Origin of the sequence: Paraburkholderia flava (assembly GCF_004359985.1) — a bacterium.
GTDB classification, from domain to species: Bacteria; Pseudomonadota; Gammaproteobacteria; order Burkholderiales; family Burkholderiaceae; genus Paraburkholderia; species Paraburkholderia flava.
This window is the reverse complement of sequence record NZ_SMRO01000003.1, coordinates 1,087,173-1,109,315: the sequence shown is the minus strand read 5'-3', so window position 1 is coordinate 1,109,315 and position 22,143 is coordinate 1,087,173. Positions and strand designations below refer to the sequence as shown.

Genomic DNA, 22,143 nt, shown 5'->3' with positions numbered 1-22,143 from the left:
TCCGGTCGCGCGGTTATGGACGTAAAGGTGAGGAAGCGGCGCGACACAGCGGGGATTTTATATCGAGCGGTATCGATAAAGTATGTCAAAAATGTAGCGCCTGACGCAACGCGCATCCCGCCTTTTCCGAACCACAACGTACCGTGTTTTCACCTGTAGCGACGAGCCGGAATCCAGACCGGCAGACACGAAGCCGACGCTAACCACGCATCCGCTCCTTGATTGCCGCGATCAGCCCTTGCGGCGCGTCGGCGGAGATCACCAGATCCTGCGATGCGAGCGTTTCGTCGATTGCCGGGGTCATCCGCTCGAACATCGCGTGCTCGTATGCGCGCAGCGCATCGGTCAGCGATGTATGGGTTCCGGCGGTCAGCGCACGTGCGAGTTCGACGGCATCGAGCATCGCGAGATTCGCGCCCTGACCGGTGAATGGCGGCATCACGTGCGCGGCGTCACCGAGCAGCGTCACGCCCGCGCGCGCGTCGTTCCACTCGCTCCACCATGCGTTCGCGGGCACCGTGTACAGCGGCCGATGCATGAACACGTCATCCGACAGACGCAGCAGGTCCAGCGCATCCGGAGACCATCCGGCAAAACAATCGAGTAGTCGTTCGCGTGTCGCGGCGGGTTTCGCGAAATCGATGCCGCTTTCGGCTGGCCATGCTTCTGGCACGCGCAGCGCGACATACACGCGGATGCGTCCATCGCCATTGCGCTGCGCAAGCAGCCCGCGATTGTCGCCGACCACCATGATGCTGCCCGGCCCGACGCGTGCCGATAGCGCCGGATAGCGCACGTCGGGTTCGCTCACGCAGGTTTCGATGAACGTCACGCCACCGTAAGCCGGCTTCACCGACGTGACGAGCGGACGCACTTTCGATCCCGTGCCGTCGCAGCCGACGACGAGGTCCGCGCGGACACTGTCGCCGCTCGCGAACACGAGCCGATGTTCGCCCGGTCTGTCGCACCGGACGACCTCGGTCAGGTGACAGTCCCATTGCACGGTGCCCGCCTCCAGCGAGTCGAGCAACAGCGTGCGCAGTTCACCTCGATCGATCTCGGGACACGACTGCGCTTCGTCTTCCGCGCGCAGTTCGAAGCGCTCGATCCCGTCGCGGTCGAAAATTTTCGCGTGCTGCCCTTCACGCCGCGCGATACCGTGAAAGCGCTCCATCAAGCCGGCCTCGCGTAACGCGAGTTGTCCCGACTGCTCGTGCAGATCAAGGCAGCCGCCCTGCTGCCGCGCGACCGGCGACGCATCGCGTTCGTACACGCGTACCCGTGCGCCGCGCCGTTGCAACAGTCGCGCAAGCGTCAGTCCGCCGGGACCGCCGCCGACAATCGCTACATCCTTACCGTCGAGCAACGCATTGCGGCCCGTCATCTGTTCGTCGTTCATCGCGCGCTCCTAGATCTGGCCGAGACCACCGTCGACGGCAATCTCGCCGCCGGTCAGGTACGACGCGTCGTCCGATGCGAGGAACAGCACCGCGCGCGCGACTTCGTCGGCTTCGCCCCACCGGCCCATCGGGACCTGCGCTTCGACCCATGCGCGGACGTCGGCGTCGTCGGTCGCGGCGCGCGTGAGCGGCGTGCGGATCGCGCCGGGGCTCACCGCGTTGATGCGCACGCGACGCGCGAGCACGCGTTCATCGGCCGCGAGCGTGCGCGCGAGACTGCGCACCGCCGCCTTGCTGGCCGCGTACAACGCATCGCCGGGACGGCCGCGCTGCTGCGCAACCGAACTCGTGAACACCACCGATGCACCGTCGGCAAGATGCTCGAATGCCTGCGTGAATGCGTAGAACACGCCCTTCACGTTGACGGCCATCAGATGGTCGAAGAACGATTCATCGGTGTCGAGCACATCGGGACATTCGGACAGGCCCGCGTTGGCGAACAGCACGTCGATCTTGCCGAACGCGTTCGCCGTGGTTTCCATCAGCATGCGAAGGTCCGCTACCCGCGACACGTCCGCGCGCACTGCAAGCGTGTCGCCGCCCACCGCGCGCTGCGCAGCATGCAAGGCGCCTTCGTTACGTCCCGCGAGCACGACTCGTGCGCCGTGCCGGCGAAACAGCTGCGCGGTCGCCAGGCCGATGCCGCTGCTGCCGCCGGTGATGACGGCGACCTTGCCGTCGAGTCTGCGCGATTCGTCCTGCTGTTCCAGTTTTGCGTTCATTTCGGGCCTTAAGTCATCAATTGATGACAAAGCGTACCGCGCGCAACTTGCCAATGTCAACGGTTGATGACAAAATCTGCCTTTCTCACCGTGCGGGAAACGAATCGTGACCTCTTCCAGACGCGACGCCGCGCCCACTACGCGTAACGCCGAACAGACGCGCGAGCGGATTCTCGCGGCCGCGCGTGCGCGCTTTTCGCAGCACAGCTACGAAAACGTCGGCACCCGCGACATCGCCGGCGATGCAGGCGTGGATGCCGCGCTCGTCAACCGCTACTTCGGCGCGAAGGAAAAACTCTTCGCGGCTGCGGTTCACGGTGGCTTTCGCGTGGAGGAGCATCTGTCCGCGCATCTCGACGATCTCGGCGCGCATCTGGTCGCGCAGATCTTCGACGACACCGATCCCGATGACGACAGCTTCGACGCGTTGCGCGTGCTGCTGCGCGCGGCGGGCAATCCGTCGGTCGCGGCGATCGTGTCCGAGCGTTTTCATGCGGAGTTCATCAAGCCGCTCGCGAAACTGCTGCGCGGCCGCGACGCGGAAATGCGCGCGGCGTTGATCGCGTCGTACGTGATCGGTCTCGCGACGATGCGTCATGGGCTCGACTCGCCCGCATTGATGGGAAGCGCCCGGACGCGCGCCGCTGCGCTCGCGGCAGCGGCAATCCAGGCCTGCGTCTAACGCTTCCTTCTGAACGGATCTGCGTAGGTCCGGCGTTTTTTGATAACGTCACGAAATCCGCACGGATCCGCATCCGTGCGCACGCCCCCGCCGGGCGCGTTTTTTGCGACTGCTTTCGCAACGCTTGATGCGATATCACGGCGTCCGAATCACGCCGTGAAAGCCATTAGGTAGTCGCCACGCCCGGCCAGGCCTCACCAGGTTGCTGTTTTTATCAGGTCGTTCCCATGGCTCCACAAAGACCGTCCACCCCGACCCGCGTTTTTCCCGCAGGCACACCGGGCATCCACGGACTGACGACCGTCATCACGACGGTCGTCGTCGTGTGCGGGTTGTACTTCGGCCGCGCGGTGCTGATGCCGATCACGCTTGCGGTATTGCTCAGCTTTTTGCTCGCGCCGCTGGTCGGCGTGTTGCGGCGGTTGCGCTTCGGCCAGTGGCCGTCGATCTTCGTCGCGGTGCTGACCGCGCTCGTCGCGCTGCTCGCGATCAGCACGCTGATCGGCGCGCAGATCGCGCAGCTCGCGAGCTCGCTGCCGCAATACCAGGAGGCGATCGAAGAAAAGGTGGAGACGGTGCAGGAAAAAACCGTCGGACGCGCCGACGCCCTGCTGACCCGCGCGGCTTCCGCGCTGCAGCGTGTCGCGCCCACACGGCCGCCGCACGAAGCCGGTCGCTCGCAACGCGCAAGCGCAGCCACGCCGATGCCGGTCGAGGTGCACGAGCCGATGCCGTCGCCGCTGCAGCTGACGCAGCGGGTGTTCTCGCCGGTCGTCGGGCCGCTCGAGACGATGTTCATCGTGCTCGTCGTGACGATCTTCATCCTGCTGCAGCGCGAGGATCTACGCGATCGATTGATCCGGCTCTTCGGTTCAAGCGATCTGCATCGCACCACCACCGCGATCAACGATGCCGCGACCCGCCTGAGCCGCTATTTCCTCGCGCAGCTTGGCGTGAATTTCGGCACGGGTGCGGTGATTTCGATCGGCCTGGCGATCATCGGCGTGCCGGGTGCGCTGCTGTTCGGCGTGCTGACGGCGCTGCTGCGTTTCGTGCCGTACATCGGCACGTGGATCGCCGCGATCCTCGCGACGATTCTCGCCGCCGCGATCCAGCCGCAATGGACGATGGGCGTCTGCACGCTGATCCTGTTCGTCGTCGTCGATGTGGTTGCCGGTCAGGTGGTGGAGCCGCTGCTGTACGGGCATCGCTCGGGACTGTCGCCGCTCGCGGTCGTGGTCGCGGCGATTTTCTGGAGCTGGCTGTGGGGGCCGGTCGGCCTCGTGCTGTCGACGCCGCTCACGCTGTGTCTCGTCACGCTCGGCCGTTACGCGGATCGTCTGAAGTTCATCGCGGTGCTGCTCGGCGATCAGCCCGCGCTCACGCCGGCGCAGACCTTCTACCAGCGCCTGCTCGCCGACGATCCACACGAAGCGATCGATCAGGCCGAACGTCTGCTGCGCGATCTGCCGCTGATCGACTACTACGACGACGTCGCACGCGAAGGTCTGCGTCTCGCGCGCAACGACACGCTGCGCGGGGTGTTCTCGCCGGAGCAGTTGGCGCGGATGAACGATCATCTGCTCGATATCGTCGAGAACATGGAGGACATCGACGGCGTGCCGGACGAACGTCTGCGAGCAGAAATGGTCGGCGCGCTGCATACGGGCGCGACGTCGTTGAGCACTGTATCGAGCGCATCACCCGAACGCGTCGTCGATCTCGCAACGCTGATCGCACCCGCGCGCGGCAAGACGGTGCTGTGCGTCGCGGGGCGCGGCGCATTCGACGAAATCGCGGTCGCGATCGTCGTGCAGTTGCTCACGCGTTACGGCATGGCACCGGTCACCGCGAGCTACGAGCAGTTCCGCAAGAGCGCGGGCGGTGCCACCGGCGCAGGCAGTGCAAATGCGAGCCCGAGCGCACCCGGCGATGCGGCCGTGGTCTGCGTGCTCACGCTAGACGCAGCCGAAGCGCCTCTGTATCTGCGCAATCTGTTGCGGCGTGTGCATGAACGCGCGCCGTCGGCGGCGCTGATCCTCGGCATCGGCGGACCGACGGAGAATCCGTCCGGCGAAGCAGTCGGCAGCGTCGCGCAAGGCGCGGCGACGTTCCGCGACCTCGTCGGGCTGTGTCTGCTTGCCGGCGGAGCGCCGTCGGCGGCGGTCGCGGCTTCGTCTGCAGAATGATTACATCCATGTGAAAAAGTACCGTCCGGAGCCGCGTTTAATAGGCTCCGGCCGTTTGAGACGCACGCGCCATTAGTTGATCCCAGCGAGCGTTCTCCGCGCAGACGCCGCCCTCTACGATTCCTCCATCGAACGCGCTTCGCTCCAACTCCCGCAGAACGAAGCCGTCTCCTTCGGAGGTCGTCAAAATGAACACGCAACGCGGACCGGTTCCGGTCTCCTTCTTCGGTATCGCAGTCGGTATGCTCGCGCTGGCCAACGCGTGGCGCGTCGCCGTCCGGATCTGGCATCTGCCCGGCGTGGCCGCCGATTTTCTGTCGCTCGCCGCGCTCGCAGTCTGGGTCGTGATCCTCGTCGCCTATGCGCAAAAGTGGCTGCGCACGCCGGCCGCCGCGCTGGCCGAATGGCGGCATCCGGTGCAGTCGTCGTTCGCGGCGCTCGGCCCGGTGTCCAGCATGCTGGCTGCGGGCGTGCTGCTGCCCTGGTCGCGTCCTGCCGCCGTCGCGCTGTTCGCGGTGGCCGGCGTCGCGCAACTCGCGGTCGGCGTGCTGCTGCACGGCCGGCTGTGGCAAGGCGGCCGTCAGCCCGAAACCGTGACGCCTGCGGTCTACCTGCCGGCTGTCGCATCGGGCTTCGTCGCGGGCACCACGTCGGCCACGTTCGGCTGGCCGCACCTCGGCGCACTGTTCTTCGGTGCCGGCGTGCTGTCGTGGCTCGCGCTCGAATCGATGATCATGCACCGCGCCGCCGTGCACGACCCGCTGCCCGCAGCACTGCGTCCGACGCTCGGCATCCAGCTCGCACCGCCGGTCGTCGGTGGTGTCACCTACCTCGCACTGACGAGCGGCGCACCGGATCTGTTCGCTCAACTGCTGCTCGGCTATGGGATCTATCAGGCGCTGGTGCTGCTGCGTCTGCTGCCGTGGATCCGTGAACAGGCATTTGCACCGTCGTACTGGGCATTCAGCTTCGGCGTCGCTGCGCTGCCGACACTCGCAATGCGGATGGTCGAGCGCGGCGCGACCGGTCCGGTCGAATGGATCGCACCGGCGCTCTTCATCGCGGCGAACATCGTGATCGGCGTGCTTGCGGTGAAGACCTTCGCGATGCTGGTGCGCGGCGAGTTGCTGCCGGCCGTCGCTCAAGCGAGACCCACTCACTCGATTCCGGCCGCAGCGGGTCGCAACGAACGGACCGTGCGGGCCTGACGCGAACCTCACACTGGTAACACATTGCGGGGGTAGGGGAACACGTCCCCTACCCCCGCAAGCATGTTAAGTTCACGGGCATCTGTCTTCTGCTCTTCATGAGCTTCATCAAAACGGAGAACACCTGTGAATGCCTCCACGGCCATCGTCGCCATCCTCGCCGCGCTGATGCTCGGCGCCATGAGTCCCGGTCCCAGCTTCATCGTCGTCGCGCGCAATGCGATCGGCGTCTCGCGACGCGATGGACTCGCGAGCGCGGTCGGCATGGGAATCGGCGGAGTCTGCTTTGCGTGCGTGGCGCTGATCGGCCTGTACACGCTGCTGGAAGCGGTGGGCTGGCTGTACGCGGGGCTGAAAATCGCCGGCGGTCTCTATCTTGTCTACATCGCCGTGCGGATGTGGCGCGGCGCCACCGTGCCGCTCGCAGTCGACCGGATCGGCGGCGACGGAAGCGGCAATCTGCGGAAGTCGCTGTGGCTCGGTCTGAGCACGCAGTTGAGCAACCCGAAGACATCGATCTTCTACGGCAGCATCTTCGCCGCGCTGTTGCCGCATCATCCGCCGATGTGGTGCTACTTCGTGCTGCCGCCCGCCGTGTTCGCGATCGAGGCCGGCTGGTACACGATCGTCGCACTGTGCTTCTCGAGCCGCCGGCCGCGCGAACTGTACCTCGCGTCGAAAGCATGGGTGGATCGTGTGGCCGCGACGGCGGTTGCCGCGCTCGGTCTGCGGCTGATTTTCACCGCGTTCCGGCCCGGCCTCTAATCGCCTCGTTACGCCCCTTCCTTCACTACGCAGAACGCGGCCGTCTCGTACGGCACCGTCACCGTGTCCTGACCCGCGAGTGACGGTTCGGCCGCGATCAGCGCGCGCACTTCTTCGTCGATCTGTGCGCGTTGGTCTGCGGGCAATGCCGCGATGAAACTCGTCGAGCGCACACGCGCGACGATCACCTGCTCCGGCGAACCCGTGTGGCCGATCGAGAAATGCGCTTCCTGCAGCGGCCCGAAGCCTGGATGCGGAAACGCGTTGCGCCATGCGCCGGTGTAGTAACGCGGCGTGTCGCCTTCCGCGCGATTCACGATCGCGTCCAGCTTCGCCACCCAGTCGACGCGCGCATCGCGCAGATTCCACACGAGCCCGAGCCGTCCACCCGGCTTCAGCACGCGATGGATTTCGGCAAGCGCGGCATGCGTCGCGAACCAGTGGAACGCTTGCGCGCAGACGATCGCATCGACCGATGCATCCGCGAGCGGGATCGATGTCGCGGTGCCCGCACGTGCGTCGACTTGCGGCAACGCTTCGACGAGCTTCGCGCGCATCGCGTCGACGGGTTCGACGGCGATCACGGTCGCGCCGGTCTCGATGAGGCGTGGGGTGAACTTGCCGGTGCCCGCGCCGAGATCGACGACGGTGCGTCCCGACACAAGACCGATCGTGTCGCGCAGCCAGTCGGCGACGGCCGGCGGATAGTCCGGACGGCCGCGCACGTAGTGGTCGGCCGCCGACGTCGCGGTGTAACCTTGTGCAGCGGCGTGGTGAACGGAATCGGGCTCGGTCATGATTTCTCCGGATGTCGCAAAGGGGGCGTGCCGAAAGGATACCCACCTGCCGAAAGTTTTGTCGTGAATCAGGCGGCGGTACGTGGCGGAATAATCCAGCCTGCCACCTCGTTCTCATCGTTCTTCCACGTTTCGACACGCCATCGACGGAGACTCCACGATGACCCAACCCATTGCGTTCCGTACCCACGGCCGTGCGGCTTTCGCTGCCGTCGCCACCGCATTCGCGCTGCACGCCCCGATCGCCCACGCGGCCGACGCCTTCGTCCTCACCTCACCCGGCCTGACCGACGGTGCGACACTCGCCGCGACTCATGCCGCGAGCGCACGCGATTGCGGCGGCGGCAACGTATCGCCTGCGCTGCAATGGCGGCATGCACCCGCAGGCACGCGCAGCTACACAGTGTCGATCTTCGATCCCGATGGCGCGAAGGGACTCGGCATCGTCCACTGGGTGCAGTACGGCATCCCTGCATCGGTCGATTCGCTCGCGGAAGGCGGCCCGATGCCGGCAGGCAGCGTCGGCGGCGTGAACCGCACCGGACAGCCCGGCTACTACGGTCCCTGCCCGCCCGTCGGCGAGATCGCGCATCACTATGTCGTGCAGGCCTACGCGCTCGACCTCGCACCCGATGCGCTGCCCGCCGGACTCACGCGCGACGCGCTGCTCGCTGCGCTGAAGGATCACGTGCTCGCGGCGACGAGCATCGTGCTGCGCTACGGGCGTTGACACGTACTCAATGCAGCGCGCTTCGTGGGCCTAGCACTTGCCAAACGTCGCAACCGGCCCCGTCACCGCAAGCGCGTTCTCATTGAAAATCACCGGCACCCCACCGAGCCCGAGCTTCGATTTCACGCGATCGAGCTTCCATCCGTCGACACGCAGCGCCGCACCGGAAACCGGCTGCCCCTTCGCGTGCGGCACATCGATCGTGATCTGCGTCGATGCGCCGGGCAGCAGATTGAGATAGTTATCGCTGAAAAGCGCGGGCAGGATGCGCAGGCCGCTCGACTGGTTGAACAGCTGCAGGTGCGTCATCAGCGCGATCGTGCTGCCGGTGTTCTGCACGACTGCGGTGATACGCGTGGTGAAATCGTCGAACTCCGCGCTCGATGCGCTGATCGCAACGGCCGCAGCCGTCATCGTGTCGAGCGACGTGTAGGTCGCGTCCTGACCGTTCTTCTGATACCAGTAGAAGTTATCTGCAACGCTCGCGCCGCTCGCATCACGCAACGCGAGTGTCACGATGCACACGTCGGACGTCGCGGCCGCGATCTGCGTGCCCAAGTTCGCCGCAAGCTGATACGACGAGGCCGCCACGCTCACGACGTTCTGCGTGACCGCCTTGCCGGCGAGCGTGCTGTCCAGGTTGTACACGCGCATCTCGAGGCTGCCCGACACGGACTTCGCCGTATGGTTGGCGATTTTCACGTCGAACGTATTCGCGTCGAGAATCGCGTTGACGCGGCGACAGCCGTGCTGAACCGCGAAGAACGACGAATGCTGTTCGAGATCGTGGCTGTACATCTGCCAGACGAAGCTCGGTTGCGCGGGGTTCGTCATCCACATGATCACGCCGGTCGCCGGCGACGTGACCTTGCCGCTGGCCGGGCCGATCATCACGGCGGCGTTCGCTTCGTAGATCGACTTGATGCACTCGTAGTTCATCATCTGCGCTTTGCGCACGAAGTCGGCGAGATTGACGATCGCGCCGTAGCGCGCAGCCGTCGCCGCGATGTAGCCCGCGCCGCCCTGATCCCCTGCGAGAAACGCGCCGTTGCCGTTGATGTCGCGGTCCGCCCAGAAATCGTCGGGGCATTCCCATGACGTCGACGGCAACATCGCCTGAACGAATTCGAGTGTCGGGATCGAATGCGAGCCGACCTCGTTGTGAAACGCCGTGCTCGACGCACCATAGCCACGACCGAACGCCGCTTTCGGTGTCGCCCAGTTGTACGGTCCGCCGGACGAATAGCCGTTCACTGCGCCGCTGCCGGTATCGCCTGCGGAACTCGTCAGGCTCAGGCGCTTCGGATCGAGTTCCTTCACGAGCGAGTCGAGCCCACTGACGAGCGCCGCCGGCGGCGAGCCCTCGTTACCGCCGCACCACAGCAGGATCGACGGATGATTGCGCGAATGGACGATCACGTCGCGAATGTTGTCGAGGTCGCGCGTCGTGTTGACCGGCGCCGGTCCTTCGGTCGAAAAGAAGAAGTCCTGCCACACGAGAATGCCGTACGTGTCGCACGCATCGAAGAAATCGCGGCTCGTGCTCTGCCCGTTCCAGTTGCGAATCAGGTTCAGGTTCGCATCGCGATGCAGTCGCACCTGATCGAACAACCGCTCGCGCGGAATGCGCTTGAGCGCGTCGTCGAGCCCCCAGTTGCCGCCCATCACGAGAATCGGCAGATTGTTGACCGTAATGCTTAGCTGCGCGCCGAAGCCGATGCTGCGCGAGTAGCCGATGCGTCGCAATCCGATGTTCACAGTGCGCGTGTCCGACACCACACCCTGCAGCGCGATCGATACCGACACCGCGTACAGGTTCGGCGCGCCATAGCCGTTCGGCCACCATAGCTTCGGATTCGACATCGATAGCGCGGCGATGTCGGCGGAGGTCAGTGTGATTGTTGTCGGTTGATCGGAAGCGGGAATCGTGATGTCGTGGCTAAACGAAATATCGCCGCCGATCTTGCCGGTGACGGTCGCCGTAAGCGCCGTGCCGGAGCGGTTGTCGAGCGACAGATCGAGTTGCAGCGCAGCGCTGCCGAGATCGTCGGACAGCGTGCTGTCGACGCGCAGATCCGCGATCCGCACCGCGCCCGTCGTGAACCACGACACCGGCTGCCAGATGCCGAGATTGCGATCGGGGATCGTCGGCAGCCAGTCCCATCCCGACGTACAGAAGAATGTCGGGCCGTTTTTCAGCGTGACGCCGGTCGGACCACCGTTGCGGCCGCCGCGCGTGACGCCGCTCGAATAGCTCGGCTTCAACGGCCCTTCCGAGTAATCGAGCTTGATCGCACGCACCGCCAGGTAGGCGGTGCCGCCCGCGGCTGCGACGAGTTTCGTGACGTCGAAGTAGCCGTGCTTGAACGCGCCTTCGAGCGTGCCGACCTGCGCGCCGTTGAGCCAGATCGTCGACAGGTAGTTCACGCCGTCGAAGCGCAGCCACAGACGTTGGCCCGCGCGCAGCGGCGGCGTCGCGAACGTCGTGCGATACCAGTAGTCGGTGTCCTTCAGCGTGTCGGGGATCGTGTCGGTGACGATCTTGCCGTAGAACGGATCGGGGTACTTGCCGTTCGCGATCATGCTGGTGAGCGCGGTGCCCGGCACCACCGCGGCCGACATGCCGGTCGCACCGCTCGCGCTCGCGAGTTGCGCGCCGGTGAGCGCCGGGCTATCCGATGCGGCGATGAAGGTCCACGGTCCGGCGATCTCGTTCGATGCGGCAAGGTTCGTCGGCGACGTGGCAGGGACGCTGGTCCCGCCCGGCGACGTGCCTGGCGTTCCAGGTGTTCCCGACGTCTGCCCAGCCTCACCTGCCGACGATACATCCGTCGCGCGACTACCGACCCCATCGCCACACGCCGCCAGCACACTGTTGCCGGTTAACGCGGCGCTATACAAGAGAAATTTACGACGCTGTTCGGATTGCATGTCACGCTCCTTCGGTTCTTGCTGCGATGGACTGCACGTCATGGCAAATGCTGTCGATACGCGAGCCCTACGCCCCTCCCGGAGAAGGCGGCACCGGTTGCGCCGACGGGTACGCACCCCACACGGGAACCGGAGCGGTCGCGCCCAGATTGAAGTCGATCGTCGCGCCGTTTTTCACGGTATCGAACGGCAGCCACGTGCTGTTGTACGCAGCGTTGTTGACCTTCATCGACTGAATGTAGGTTTGCGGCGTGTTCGCGGTGATCGTCAGCGTCTTGCCGTTGCCGAAGTAGATGACCTCGCTCGTGAAATGCGGACTCGCGACCGTGAAGCCCGGTGTGCCCGGGATCATCGGATAGAGCCCGAGCGCGGCCCACACGAACCAGCCGGACGTCGCGCCTTCGTCGTCGTTACCCGGAATGCCGGACGGGCTGTTCAGGTACTGCGTCGCGGCGATATTCGCGACGATCGCCTGCGTCTTGTCCGGACGACTCGTCCAGTTGTAGAGCCACGGCGTCGCGAACATCGGCTCGTTGGTCATCACGAGTTGCGGCTCGAATGCGGTGAGCCGGCTGATCACCGCCTGATCGCCGCCCAGCGTGCTGAACAGGCCGGCGATGTTGAACGGCACCATCCATGTGTATTCCTCGGCGGTGCCTTCGACGGGATCGCTCGACGTGTACGCGGGCCAACTGCCGTCCTGATTGCGCGGCTGCAACTGCGTAGCCGACACGCCGTTCACCTGGGTCGCATTCGCCTTCATCAGCCTGGTCCAGTTCGCCGAGCGCACGAGCAGCATCGCTGCGTTGGTCGAATCGCCCAGCGCCTGCGCGAAGCGTGAGACGGCGAAGTCGGTGGTTGCGTATTCGAGCGTGGTCGACGAGGTGCCGTTGTTGTGGCTCGAATCGACGACGATTCCCGTGTCGTCCGGCAGATAGCCGAGTCTCATGTAGTCGTCGAGTCCCGGCAGCACCGCGATGCCCACGCATTGCGCCGACGGATTGGTCTCGTCGTTGAGCATGATTTTCAGCGCGCTGGCCTTATCGAAATCGGTCGCACCGTACAGATAGCTCTGCGCGATGATGGTCGACACGGTATCGGCGGGCATCACATTGCTGAAGTTCGTGCCTTCGATCCACTGCGGAAACGCGTTCCCGCACCCGACGCCGTCATTCACCAGCGACTGCATCATGTCGCTCGTGCCGCGCGGATCGATGATGGCAAGCAGCGGCATCAATGATCGATAGGTGTCCCAGCTCGAGAACGTCGAGTACTGCACCTGATCCTGGCCCGCGCTGTTCTTGCCGACGTGCGCGGGCTTGCCGTTCTGGTCGAGACCGGTCGTGCTGCCGAACACGGGGTAGTCGCCGTTCGCGTCGCTGATCACCGACGGCGCAAGCGATGCGTGATACAGCGCGGTGTAGAACTTGGTCGTGTCGTCGGCGCTGCCGCCGCTCACCTGGATCGTGTTCAGGCGGGTGTTCCATGCGGCATCGGCGTTCGCCGCGGCTGCGTCGAACGTGACGAGGTTGCCGGTTTTTGCGTCGGCCTGCTCCTTCTCCAGGTTGGCCTGTGCGTTCGGGATGCTCACATACGAAAGACCGACCCGCATGTTGACGACCAGCGGCTTGTTGGCGACCGGCTTGAACGTCAGCGTAGCTTTTGAGCTCTTGACGCTAGCGGTGAACGGCTGATCGAACGTCGCGTAGAAATAGACTGTGTACTGCTGGCCGTCGTTGCAGAAACCGCCGCCCATGAACGATCCCGACACGACTGTCGGTGCGTTCGTCTTGTCCCACGCCACCTTGCCGCCGTACGAGTAGTTATGCGATTGCGCGTTCAGCGTCAGTTGCGGCGCTTGACCCGCAGGCCACGTGAAGCGACCGAGGCCGCTGCGCAGCGTCGCCGTCAGCTCCGTCAGGATGCCGTTGTCCAGCTTCACGCTGTAGTAGCCGGGCCTCGTCGTTTCGTTCGTCTTGCTGAATGCGCCGGAACTCGCGCTCGTTGTGCCGGGCATGACCGGCAGTCCGCCGCCGCCGTCGCCGCAGCCCGTGCCGCTCAGGTGGGTCAGACTGAAATCGTTGATGGACGTCGCGCCGTCGAAGTAACCGGTCGTGGTCCATGTGCTGTTGGGTCCGACCTTCGCTGTGTCCGGTCCCCACTGAACCATGCCAGACGGCAGTCCGGCGAGCAGCGACGTCGCGCCGCCGTTGCTGGTGCCGATGCGCTCGTCGACGTACTTCGTCAACTGCATCACGACGGGCGTTTGCGTCGGCGTAATAGTGGGCGAGGTAGGCGTGGTGGATGCGCCCGCATTGCCGCCCGTAATGGGTGAAGGCGTGTTCGTCATGCTGCCGCCGGGCGACGGCGTCATCACCGCATTTGCATTGCCGCTGTTATGCACGTCGCCTCCGCAACCAGCAAGAATGCTGGCAGCAGATATCGCGACGATAATCTCCCTGATTATCTTCACTATCGTCTCCGCTCTTATGCTGTTTAGTCGTTTTAGTAATTACGCTAAACGAATAACACACGAATGTTTCGTTGATTCGCTAAACATTATCTTGAAAATCAATGCATTAGCGATTCGTTATTTAGTTTAGTCGCGTGAATTTGCGGAGGTCAAGAAATTCATCTAAATGGGATGATTTGTGCGAATTGATCAGGCAATTAAATGCGATTCGAATTGTTAAATCCGTATCGCATTAATCGATAAAAAGGATGGGATTTTTTATCGTCGTTATTGCACGCGTCATGCGTCGACGGCTTGGGGCCAGTCGATCGAGGAGCGTGGTCGACGTCGATGTTTCAGAACGCGGTGCGCGGGTCGCTAGCGCAGAGGGCCGTAAACGCAAACGCGCCGCAAGAGAGCGGCGCGCTGGAAAAAAGAGAGCACTGCCGCCGCGTCATCAAGCGACGCGGCGGCAGTCACGACACATCAGCTCGACGTATAGGCGACGTACGGACCGGTACCGCCGCCCGTCGACAATTTGCCGACGATCCCGTGATACACGTGCCGTCCGTAGTAAAACGGAATGCCGAGATCGACGCTGCCGGCACCCGTCGCCGCGAGGTTGTTGAACGCGAAGTTGCCCGAAGCGAACAGCGTGTTCGCATTGCCCACGTTGAACTCCACGAGCGCGGTGGCCGAGTTGGCCCCGACCAGCGTCGCGGTCAAACCGGTCGCGCTCGCCGGAATGAAAAAGCTGCTCGAGTTCGTCGGTAGCGACGAGTCGGCGAAGAACAGGCCGTTCGATCCCGTGTCCATGAATGCCTGATTCGTGTACGTGCGTCCGTTGAACACTGCAGTCACGTTGCCGGCGTCGTTGGTCGGCAAGATCGTCGCGGACGTGCCGGCCAGTGCGTTGTTCGACTGCGTGTCGATGCCGAACACGAGCGTGCCGGTTCCGGTCGATGCTCCGGTGTCCGCGACCTGCGCCATCTCGACGATCACGCCGTTGTTGTCGGTCGGGAACCGGGCAACCGGGTTTGCGACCTGCTGCGCGGTCTGCACTGCCACCGACGTACACGTCGCACCCGTGCACGAGTAGTACGCACCGGAGAGAGCCTGCGTCGCACACGCGGAGCCGCAGTCGTTCAGCGCGTTACCGATGCCCAGAATGCCGTTTGCGCCGAGCTGCGACACGGCGGTGATGCTCTTGCCGGTCGTGCAGAGGATTGGCATGGTCGCACTGAGGTTCGCGGTGTCGTTGATCACCTGGATCGATACGTTCTGCGCGATCTCGCCCGACATCTTCACGTCAGCAGCACGCACGGTGCCCCACGTATCGCCGGAGCCGAAGCCGGCACATTCCGCTGCCGTACCGCCGCCGACGTTGATAGTGCCAAGCGCAGTGACCGCTGCCGCCGAAGGAAACGCCGACGCGAACAAACGCAGACCGAATGAACCCGTATCAAGCAGCACATTGGGAATCGTCGAGCAGTTCGTCGCTGCATTCGTATTCGCCGTGCAAACCGTCACGCTCACCATCGGAAAATTGCGAACGCTGTTACTCCCGAACGCAGCCGAAACAAGAATCGGCACTGCGTTCGTTGCGTTGCTCGACACCGGCACCGCAGTCGCATCCGCGAACGGCGGAGCCAGCGTGCTGGTCGTGGTCGTCGTTGTAGCCGGCGTATTCGTGCCCGCCGTATTCGTCCCACCATTGTTCGTCGTGCTCGTCGACGAACTGCCGCCCCCGCCGCCGCACGCGACGAGCGCCGCACACAATCCCGCTGCCGCGGCCATCCAGACAAACTTGCGTTTCATGTTTCCCCCGATCATTGGATATCGTCTGTCGTCACGCCATTCGGCAACACGGCCGGCAACCATGCGCGGCCCGAGAAGTTGCCCATGTGACCGCCGCTCTGCACGACGAGATCGGTGCGCTGCACGACCGCCGAACTGATGCCGCTGCCCTGCGCAGAACGATTTTCGTCGAGCGACTGCACATAGCTGGGGAAGTACGTGCCGAGCAACGTACCGAGTTGCGGCATCCGCGGTCCTTGCCACGCGATCGCGAACACGCTGCCGTTCTGGCCGACGTACTCGCGCACGACGGTGCCGGTCGCGAGCGTCGTCGAGTTGACCGTGTACGCGACGGCAACCGCGCTCATGCGTCGCACGGCGATGGTGCCTGCGTTGCTGGATGCGTTCGATGCGCTCGACGCGTTCGATACTGCCGACGCCGGCCACGTGGGTGCGCCGCCGAGCGCGGCATGCGCGGGCGTCGCCGTGATGGCGGCGATCGCTGCCGCCAGCGCCGCCGCGTTGCAAAGGATGCGAAGCTTCATGTAGTCCCCAAGGAAAGTCGCTGCTGGATTGTCGAATGCCGCGCTCCGCCGATGAACCAGCGATGGAGCGGGTACTGCGATGAGGTGTGCTGCGGTTTGCGTCGCAGGCGGGATGAAGAGAGGAGGTAACAGTCGATGGCCGCGATGGTCGTGGTGCAGAACGAGGCGGCGCGATGCACCGCATCCATGCGCGCAACCGCACGGCATGTCGCCGCGCGATCGTCGATGCTCACATGAAAAACGAAGCGCTGGCCGTCGCGCCGCGCTTTCCTCGATTTCGACATCCGCTGTTGCGTCGCCTGGCTCAAGCGACGTCCGTCCGATCCGGTGTTGTTGTTCGTCGCTCCGTGCGCGGTCTCGTTTCCGCACGTCGTTCGACGTTTTTTTTACTGCGGTGTACTGCCCGTTTGCTGTCCTGCCTGTTCTCGTGTTCGTCCCGTCCCCACTCCAGCCCGGTCGCCTAATGTTACGAACAATTCTTACGCCCAATTATCGACGCGCCCGTCGATGACTTTAGATCCTTACCGCATTATTTTTTATTACGAAGCTATTACGTCGCGCACTGTCATGCGTATAGCATTAAAACCTGCTAACCGATCAATGCACTATCTGCGCGGTGCACGTTTCGCGGGCGGCATCGACGACGTATCCTGCATCGTCCATCCAGCGGATGTCGCCGTCGTAAACGCGTCGCGCATCCATTGCACGAACGCACGAACCCTTAACGACAGTTGCCGGCTGTGCGGATACAACACGGACACCGGCATCGGCGGCGGAGGAAACTCGGGAAGCACGACGACGAGTCGACCGTCGCCGAGTTCGCTTGCGATCCGGTAACGCGGCACCTGCACGAGACCGATCCCCGCGACCGAGCCGCCGGTGTGCAGATCGGCGCCGGTGACCGAGATCGTGCCGTGCATCGCGATCTCGGTCACGCGTCCTTCGACGACGAATTCGAGCGGCATGGGCTTGCCCGTCGCGCTCGATACGTAGTTCACCGCACGATGTTCGGACAACGTATCGAGACTGTCCGGCACGCCGAAGCGTTTCAGGTACACAGGGCTCGCGACCGTCACCTGTTCCATCAGCGCGACCCGCACCGCGACCAGCGACGAGTCCGGCAGATGTCCCGCGCGCAACACGCAATCGATCCCTTCGCGCACGAGGTCGACCAGACGATCGTCCTCACCGACGTGCAGTTCGATGTCCGGATAGAGATCGAGAAACTCGGGCAGTGCCGGCATCACGAAGTGTCGCGCGAGCGTCCCCTGCAGATTCACGCGCAGCAGACCCTTCGGTGCCGCGTGACGAAACGCGCCCTCGGCTTCCTCGAGATCGGCGATCAGGCGGACGCAGCGTCGGTAGTACGCATCGCCGTCGGACGTGAGCCGCACGGTGCGCGTCGTGCGTTCGAGCAGTCGCGTGCCAAGACGTCGTTCCATTCGCTTCAGCAGGTTCGTTACCGTCGCACGCGGGATCTGCAGATCCTCGGCGGCCTGCGTAAAACTTTGCCGCTCGGCGATCCGCACGAACACCTGCATTTCCTGAAACCGGTCCATTACCGCGTCACTCCACTATTAAACCAACTGGAACAATGATGATTAAGGTGACCCAATTATCTAACCCCGGGTCTACCTTGACGCGTCCCTTGCGATTCCGCTTCAACTGGTTTGCCGCCAGGGACGCTGGGGGAGCGTCGATTGGTGTGAGGATTGCGGAGCGAGCGGCGCGACGAAGTGTTTTTTTGGGCGCCGAGCGATGGTCGCGATTGAGGTGTCGTCGCGACGTACGTGCAATCTGTCGAACGCATTGCCGCCGGAATTCGACGCCGCTATGCTGATGCGTCGCGTTGCATCGAGCCGCGTCGCGTCCATCCAGTCAGTCGAAAACAAATCCAGCAGGGAGCCCGAACCGATGTCCAGCACAGGTCTTTTTCTCACGGCAGCGGGCGTGGGTCTCGCGGTAGCCGCACCGATCGGTGCAATGGGGATGCTGTGCATCCGTCGCACGCTGACGGCCGGCCCGCGCGCGGGTCTCGCGATCGGCTTCGGGATCGCGAGCGGCGACGCGTTCTATGGACTCGTCGCGGCGCTCGGACTCGTCGGCGTGTCGCACTTCATGCTGGCGTTCGACCGGCCGCTGCATCTCGCTGCTGGTCTGTTCCTGCTGTACCTCGGCGTGCGCGCATTGCTGCAGAAGGCACCCGCCGCCGATAGCGAAACCGAAGGTGCCGCGCTCGCGAAGATCGGCCGCGCGGGCGCGTTGCGCGCGTACGGCGGCGCGTTTCTGCTGACGCTCACCAACCCGCAGACGGTCATCATGTTCGCCGCGCTGTTTGCGACGCTGGCACCGCGCGGACCGTTTTCATCGAGCGTCGCGTTGACGACGGTCGCGGGCGTGTTCTGCGGATCGATCGCGTGGTGGTGTTTTCTCGTGACGGTGGTGTCGCTCGCGCGGCATGCGGTCGGTAGCCGCGTGCGGACGCTGATCGACCGTGCGGCCGGTGTCGCGCTTGCGGCGTTTGGCGTCGTCGAGATCCGTCGCGCGATCTGACGTTCACGCGCGCGCGGTTTTCTTCGCCCGCCAGATCCCTTCGAGCGAATACACCGCGAGCGCGATCCAGATCGCGCCGTAACCGATCATCCGCCCCGTGCCGAACGGCTCCGAGTAGATCAGCACGCCGATCAGCAATTGCAGCGTCGGCGTCACGTACAAGAGCACGCCTAGCATCGACAGCGGAATGCGTCGCGCGCCTGCGGCGAACAGCAGCAGCGGCACGGCGGTAATCGGTCCCGCAAGCGCAAGCAGAAACCGCACGCCCGGCGACGCCGCGACAAAGCCGCTATCGCCGTGCGCCGCCAGCCAGCCGAGGTATAGCAGCGCGAGCGGAAACAGCATCACCGTTTCGAGCGTGAGCCCTTCGAGCGCGCCCAGCTGCGCGGTCTTGCGCAGCAGCCCATAACCGCCGAACGACAGCGCGAGCGCCAAACTGATCCACGGCAGATGGCCGCCCTGCCACGAGAGCCACACGACACCGCCGGTCGCGATCGCCACCGACACCCACTGCAGACGACGCAACCGCTCGCCGAGAAACGCGAGCCCGAACAGCACGTTGATCAACGGATTGATGAAGTAGCCGAGACTCGCCTCGACGATATGGCCAGCATTCACCGCCCAGATATAGATACCCCAGTTGGTCGACAGCAGCACCGCGCTTGCGGCGAAGCGCGCGAGGAGCCGACGGTCGCGCAGCACCGGTCCGAGCCAGCGCCACTGCAGCCGCACGGTGAGCACGACGAACAGGAACAGCATCGACCAGATCATCCGGTGCGACAGCATCTCGAGCGGGGAGATCTGGTGCAGCGCCTTGAAGTAGATCGGGAAGAGGCCCCACAGGGTAAAAGCGAGAAACGCGTAGACGACGCCGGGATTCATTGTTTTACCGGTTGGGCGGAGGGGTCTTCGAACGGAGAGGCGAAGCCCGATTGTAAGCCGTCGTCCGGCGAGTCCAGAACACCGGCATACACGATGGCCCCGGTTTTGCGACAATAGCGCTCTTTCGCCGCCAGGCCGGACCCGTCGAGCGCCTTATCGCACCGACCTTCCCGCCGCGCCTTGCAACCCGTTTCCCTACGACCGTCCGCGGTCCGCGCAATGGTTCTTCCCCACATCGATCCGCTGTACTCGCTCTCCGGCCTCGCTGTCGGCTTCCTGGTCGGACTGACGGGTGTCGGCGGCGGCTCGCTGATGACACCGATCCTCGTGCTGCTGTTCCACGTGCATCCGGCCACCGCGGTCGGCACGGACCTGTTGTACGCGGCCGCGACGAAAGCGACCGGCACGCTCGTGCATGGGCTGAAGGGTTCAGTCGACTGGCAGGTCACGGCTCGGCTCGCGGCCGGCAGCGTGCCCGCCGCGACGATCACGCTGCTGATGCTGCATCGCTACGGGATGGATACGCCGGGCGCGAGTCGCCTGATCCAGGTCGTGCTCGGCGCGGCGTTGCTCGTCACCTCGATCGCGCTGATCTTCCGGCCGCAGCTCGCACGGCTGGCCGCGCGGCGCGAACGCGCACCGAACCAGGGACGCACGCTCGCGCTGACAATGCTCACCGGTGCGGTGCTCGGCGTGCTGGTCTCGCTCACGTCGGTGGGAGCGGGCGCGATCGGCGTGACGGTGCTGTTGCTGCTTTACCCGACGCTACGCACGACGCGCATCGTCGGCTCCGACGTCGCGCACGCGGTGCCGCTCACGCTGCTCGCAGGCGCGGGGCACTGGCTGCTGGGTTCGATCGACTGGTCGATGCTGCTGTCGCTGCTGACCGGTTCACTGCCGGGTATTGCGGTGGGCAGCATGCTGTCGTCGCGTGCACCGGACGCGCTGTTGCGCAATATCCTCGCTGCGACGCTGACGCTCGTCGGCGTGCGGCTGGTGCTCGCGTGAATGCAGCAATAAGCGCTGAAATAACGTCTACTTGAAAAACCGGCAGTTCAGATCGGTCTCGAACTCCCGCACCCAGTGACCCGCCTCGTCGGCGATATACGACTGCGCCCAGCGGCCGCGCCGGATCGTGACCAGCGGACGATGCGCGGCATCGTCCGGATCGGCGCCGGCGGTCACGTCGAAATGCGCGGGCGCGAAACCATGCCGTGCGCACACCAGTTCGAAGGCGGCCCGTGAGCCGATCGGCAAATCGGTATAGCGCTCCAGCGTCCGTTCCATGGCGTCTGCTCCCGTTGCACGTCTACACAGTACGCCTGAAGCCAGGAAATTTGTGTGTCATCGGCCACGTGCGCGATGCATTCGCACAGGCTTGCACTACGGGCGTCGCCAGCCGCTAAAACAGAACGGGCCCCGGCGATATGCCGGGGCCCGTTCTCATGCACTTCGTATGCGCTGCATCGCCGGCACGCAGCCGGACGACACAAACGCTACGACGTGTGGCTTATTGCTGCTGAACCGACAGCTTGTTCGCCACGGACGTCACGCCCGCGACGCCCTTCGCTGCATCGCCGGCCTTGTCGATCTGGCCTTGATCGGGCACCGAGCCCGTCAGCGTGACAGCACCGCCGCGCGAACGCACAGCGATGTTCGACACGTCGACGCCTTGCGCCTTGCTGATCGCAGCACGCACCTTGCGACCCAGTTGACGATCCGCCTTCTTGACGGCCTTCGTGTTCGTCGTTGCGGCGGGCGCCATCGTCGTGCCCGCATCGCTCGATTGCGCGTACGTGTTGCACGCGACGACCACTGCTACGACACCACCCAACGCTTTCAGAAAATCGACCGATTTCATGATTTCTCCTTTTGTACTTCGGTTTGGACCGCATCTACAGGCGGTTTCGTTACGACTACCGGAGGCGGGTTCGCGCGGCGCCTGTGGGGCGCGGCAGCGAGCCGACCTGGTCTGCGACACGGTTGCGAGTGGCATGAAGTCGCGGCCGCCCCATCCTCTCCTCGTGACGATGCGCCGGCCGGCATGCCGCATCGTTTCGCGACGGGCCCGGTTCTACTCCCTCCTCGCCGGGTCGCGCCACGCAAACGTTGAAAGCGGCAGCGATGCACAATTTAATCTAGCCGCGCGAGAAGCGCAAAGGGTTTAGCAGCAGGGGCCCGGCGGCCCGCGAGCAACAGCCGGTGCGGCTTCGCGCGATGAGACACCGTCCCGATACGTGGACGCGACGCATCGCCCGCGCCCGCCAACCAGCCGCACTCACGATTTGTTACGCGTTTGTCCCACCTGCCGGCATCGGGCCGTGCCGTGGCCCCGGCATCTCATGTACCATCGGCGCGAACATACGCGGCAGGCCTAAGCACACCCGGCATTGGGCGGCAGGCCCACGCTGCAGGCTTTTTTAAGCGTCC

20 protein-coding genes are annotated in these 22,143 nt (G+C 64.5%); 7 read left to right on the top strand and 13 right to left on the bottom strand.

Going from position 1 to position 22,143, the window contains the following annotated elements; translation table 11 throughout:
- Positions 1–199: 199 nt before the first annotated feature.
- Positions 200–1,399, bottom strand: coding sequence for an FAD-dependent oxidoreductase (locus tag E1748_RS27500; protein WP_205965302.1), 1,200 nt, complete (start codon positions 1,397–1,399; stop codon positions 200–202).
- A 9-nt stretch (positions 1,400–1,408) separates the two neighbouring features.
- Complete coding sequence (locus E1748_RS27495; protein ID WP_133650395.1) at positions 1,409–2,182, bottom strand: SDR family NAD(P)-dependent oxidoreductase; 774 nt, start codon at positions 2,180–2,182, stop codon at positions 1,409–1,411.
- A 106-nt stretch (positions 2,183–2,288) separates the two neighbouring features.
- On the opposite strand from E1748_RS27495, the gene E1748_RS27490 reads away from it, so the two are divergent.
- The 4 genes from E1748_RS27490 (at position 2,289) to E1748_RS27475 (ending at position 7,026) form a co-directional block, all read left to right on the top strand.
- A complete protein-coding gene (locus tag E1748_RS27490) occupies positions 2,289–2,864 on the top strand; it encodes a TetR/AcrR family transcriptional regulator (protein ID WP_166653640.1) in 576 nt (191 codons plus the stop codon).
- Positions 2,865–3,091: 227 nt separating this feature from the next.
- The gene (locus E1748_RS27485; RefSeq protein ID WP_133650393.1) at positions 3,092–5,053 is read left to right on the top strand and encodes an AI-2E family transporter; all 1,962 of its coding nucleotides are present in this window, start codon (positions 3,092–3,094) and stop codon (positions 5,051–5,053) included.
- A 188-nt stretch (positions 5,054–5,241) separates the two neighbouring features.
- A complete protein-coding gene (gene tehA / locus E1748_RS27480) occupies positions 5,242–6,261 on the top strand; it encodes a dicarboxylate transporter/tellurite-resistance protein TehA (RefSeq protein WP_133650392.1) in 1,020 nt (339 codons plus the stop codon).
- Positions 6,262–6,387: 126 nt separating this feature from the next.
- Positions 6,388–7,026 (top strand): LysE family translocator, encoded by a 639-nt coding sequence (locus E1748_RS27475; protein WP_133650391.1) that lies wholly within the window; start codon positions 6,388–6,390, stop codon positions 7,024–7,026.
- An 8-nt stretch (positions 7,027–7,034) separates the two neighbouring features.
- Here the strand turns inward: E1748_RS27475 and E1748_RS27470 are convergent, their stop codons facing one another.
- Complete coding sequence (locus tag E1748_RS27470; protein WP_133650390.1) at positions 7,035–7,823, bottom strand: class I SAM-dependent methyltransferase; 789 nt, start codon at positions 7,821–7,823, stop codon at positions 7,035–7,037.
- Positions 7,824–7,983: 160 nt separating this feature from the next.
- Between E1748_RS27470 and E1748_RS27465 the strand changes: the two genes are divergently transcribed.
- Entirely contained in the window at positions 7,984–8,553 is a 570-nt protein-coding gene (locus E1748_RS27465; RefSeq protein WP_133650389.1) for a YbhB/YbcL family Raf kinase inhibitor-like protein, read from the top strand.
- 30 nt (positions 8,554–8,583) lie between these two features.
- On the opposite strand, the gene E1748_RS27460 is transcribed toward E1748_RS27465, so the two are convergent.
- From E1748_RS27460 to E1748_RS27430, 7 genes are all read right to left on the bottom strand, one after another.
- Positions 8,584–11,484 (bottom strand): glycoside hydrolase family 2 protein, encoded by a 2,901-nt coding sequence (locus E1748_RS27460; RefSeq protein ID WP_133650388.1) that lies wholly within the window; start codon positions 11,482–11,484, stop codon positions 8,584–8,586.
- A 67-nt stretch (positions 11,485–11,551) separates the two neighbouring features.
- On the bottom strand, positions 11,552–13,957 hold the full coding sequence (locus tag E1748_RS27455; RefSeq protein ID WP_133650387.1) for a GH92 family glycosyl hydrolase: 2,406 nt from the start codon (positions 13,955–13,957) through the stop codon (positions 11,552–11,554).
- 465 nt (positions 13,958–14,422) lie between these two features.
- A complete protein-coding gene (locus tag E1748_RS27450) occupies positions 14,423–15,754 on the bottom strand; it encodes a DUF3443 domain-containing protein (protein ID WP_133650386.1) in 1,332 nt (443 codons plus the stop codon).
- Between the two features lie 11 nt (positions 15,755–15,765).
- Positions 15,766–16,278 (bottom strand): DUF2844 domain-containing protein, encoded by a 513-nt coding sequence (locus E1748_RS27445; RefSeq protein ID WP_133650385.1) that lies wholly within the window; start codon positions 16,276–16,278, stop codon positions 15,766–15,768.
- Entirely contained in the window at positions 16,275–16,586 is a 312-nt protein-coding gene (locus tag E1748_RS27440) for a hypothetical protein (RefSeq protein ID WP_133650384.1), read from the bottom strand. Before E1748_RS27440 ends, E1748_RS27445 begins: the two co-directional genes overlap by 4 nt.
- Positions 16,587–16,883: 297 nt before the next feature.
- Positions 16,884–17,837, bottom strand: coding sequence for a LysR family transcriptional regulator (locus tag E1748_RS27435; RefSeq protein WP_133650383.1), 954 nt, complete (start codon positions 17,835–17,837; stop codon positions 16,884–16,886).
- A 102-nt stretch (positions 17,838–17,939) separates the two neighbouring features.
- Positions 17,940–18,203 carry a hypothetical protein gene (locus tag E1748_RS27430; RefSeq protein ID WP_133650382.1) on the bottom strand — a complete coding sequence of 88 codons (264 nt, stop codon included), beginning with the start codon at positions 18,201–18,203 and terminating at the stop codon, positions 17,940–17,942.
- Here E1748_RS27430 and E1748_RS27425 point away from each other — a divergent pair.
- Positions 18,193–18,831, top strand: a complete 639-nt coding sequence (locus tag E1748_RS27425) for a LysE family translocator (protein ID WP_133650381.1) — start codon at positions 18,193–18,195, stop codon at positions 18,829–18,831. The genes E1748_RS27430 and E1748_RS27425 overlap by 11 nt on opposite strands.
- A 3-nt stretch (positions 18,832–18,834) precedes the next feature.
- Here E1748_RS27425 and rarD read toward each other — a convergent pair whose 3' ends face one another.
- The gene (gene rarD / locus E1748_RS27420) at positions 18,835–19,713 is read right to left on the bottom strand and encodes an EamA family transporter RarD (RefSeq protein ID WP_133650380.1); all 879 of its coding nucleotides are present in this window, start codon (positions 19,711–19,713) and stop codon (positions 18,835–18,837) included.
- Between the two features lie 219 nt (positions 19,714–19,932).
- Here rarD and E1748_RS27415 point away from each other — a divergent pair, with 219 nt between their 5' ends.
- Positions 19,933–20,721: a sulfite exporter TauE/SafE family protein gene (locus tag E1748_RS27415; RefSeq protein WP_133650379.1), complete on the top strand. Its 789-nt coding sequence runs from the start codon at positions 19,933–19,935 to the stop codon at positions 20,719–20,721.
- 27 nt (positions 20,722–20,748) lie between these two features.
- On the opposite strand, the gene E1748_RS27410 is transcribed toward E1748_RS27415, so the two are convergent.
- Both E1748_RS27410 and E1748_RS27405 read right to left on the bottom strand, forming a co-directional pair.
- Positions 20,749–21,000 carry a hypothetical protein gene (locus E1748_RS27410; RefSeq protein WP_133650378.1) on the bottom strand — a complete coding sequence of 84 codons (252 nt, stop codon included), beginning with the start codon at positions 20,998–21,000 and terminating at the stop codon, positions 20,749–20,751.
- Positions 21,001–21,223: 223 nt separating this feature from the next.
- On the bottom strand, positions 21,224–21,574 hold the full coding sequence (locus E1748_RS27405) for a BON domain-containing protein (protein WP_133650377.1): 351 nt from the start codon (positions 21,572–21,574) through the stop codon (positions 21,224–21,226).
- Positions 21,575–22,143: the final 569 nt, after the last annotated feature.

Coding starts and splice junctions, on each gene's coding strand:
- rarD (WP_133650380.1), bottom strand. CDS start 19,713: ATGAATCCCGGCGTCGTCTACGCGTTTCTCGCTTTTACCCTGTGGGGC.
- E1748_RS27460 (WP_133650388.1), bottom strand. CDS start 11,484: ATGCAATCCGAACAGCGTCGTAAATTTCTCTTGTATAGCGCCGCGTTA.
- E1748_RS27425 (WP_133650381.1), top strand. CDS start 18,193: ATGTCCAGCACAGGTCTTTTTCTCACGGCAGCGGGCGTGGGTCTCGCG.
- E1748_RS27410 (WP_133650378.1), bottom strand. CDS start 21,000: ATGGAACGGACGCTGGAGCGCTATACCGATTTGCCGATCGGCTCACGG.
- E1748_RS27450 (WP_133650386.1), bottom strand. CDS start 15,754: ATGAAACGCAAGTTTGTCTGGATGGCCGCGGCAGCGGGATTGTGTGCG.
- E1748_RS27485 (WP_133650393.1), top strand. CDS start 3,092: ATGGCTCCACAAAGACCGTCCACCCCGACCCGCGTTTTTCCCGCAGGC.
- E1748_RS27465 (WP_133650389.1), top strand. CDS start 7,984: ATGACCCAACCCATTGCGTTCCGTACCCACGGCCGTGCGGCTTTCGCT.
- E1748_RS27435 (WP_133650383.1), bottom strand. CDS start 17,837: ATGGACCGGTTTCAGGAAATGCAGGTGTTCGTGCGGATCGCCGAGCGG.
- tehA (WP_133650392.1), top strand. CDS start 5,242: ATGAACACGCAACGCGGACCGGTTCCGGTCTCCTTCTTCGGTATCGCA.
- E1748_RS27495 (WP_133650395.1), bottom strand. CDS start 2,182: ATGAACGCAAAACTGGAACAGCAGGACGAATCGCGCAGACTCGACGGC.
- E1748_RS27415 (WP_133650379.1), top strand. CDS start 19,933: ATGGTTCTTCCCCACATCGATCCGCTGTACTCGCTCTCCGGCCTCGCT.
- E1748_RS27405 (WP_133650377.1), bottom strand. CDS start 21,574: ATGAAATCGGTCGATTTTCTGAAAGCGTTGGGTGGTGTCGTAGCAGTG.
- E1748_RS27500 (WP_205965302.1), bottom strand. CDS start 1,399: ATGAACGACGAACAGATGACGGGCCGCAATGCGTTGCTCGACGGTAAG.
- E1748_RS27445 (WP_133650385.1), bottom strand. CDS start 16,278: ATGAAGCTTCGCATCCTTTGCAACGCGGCGGCGCTGGCGGCAGCGATC.
- E1748_RS27470 (WP_133650390.1), bottom strand. CDS start 7,823: ATGACCGAGCCCGATTCCGTTCACCACGCCGCTGCACAAGGTTACACC.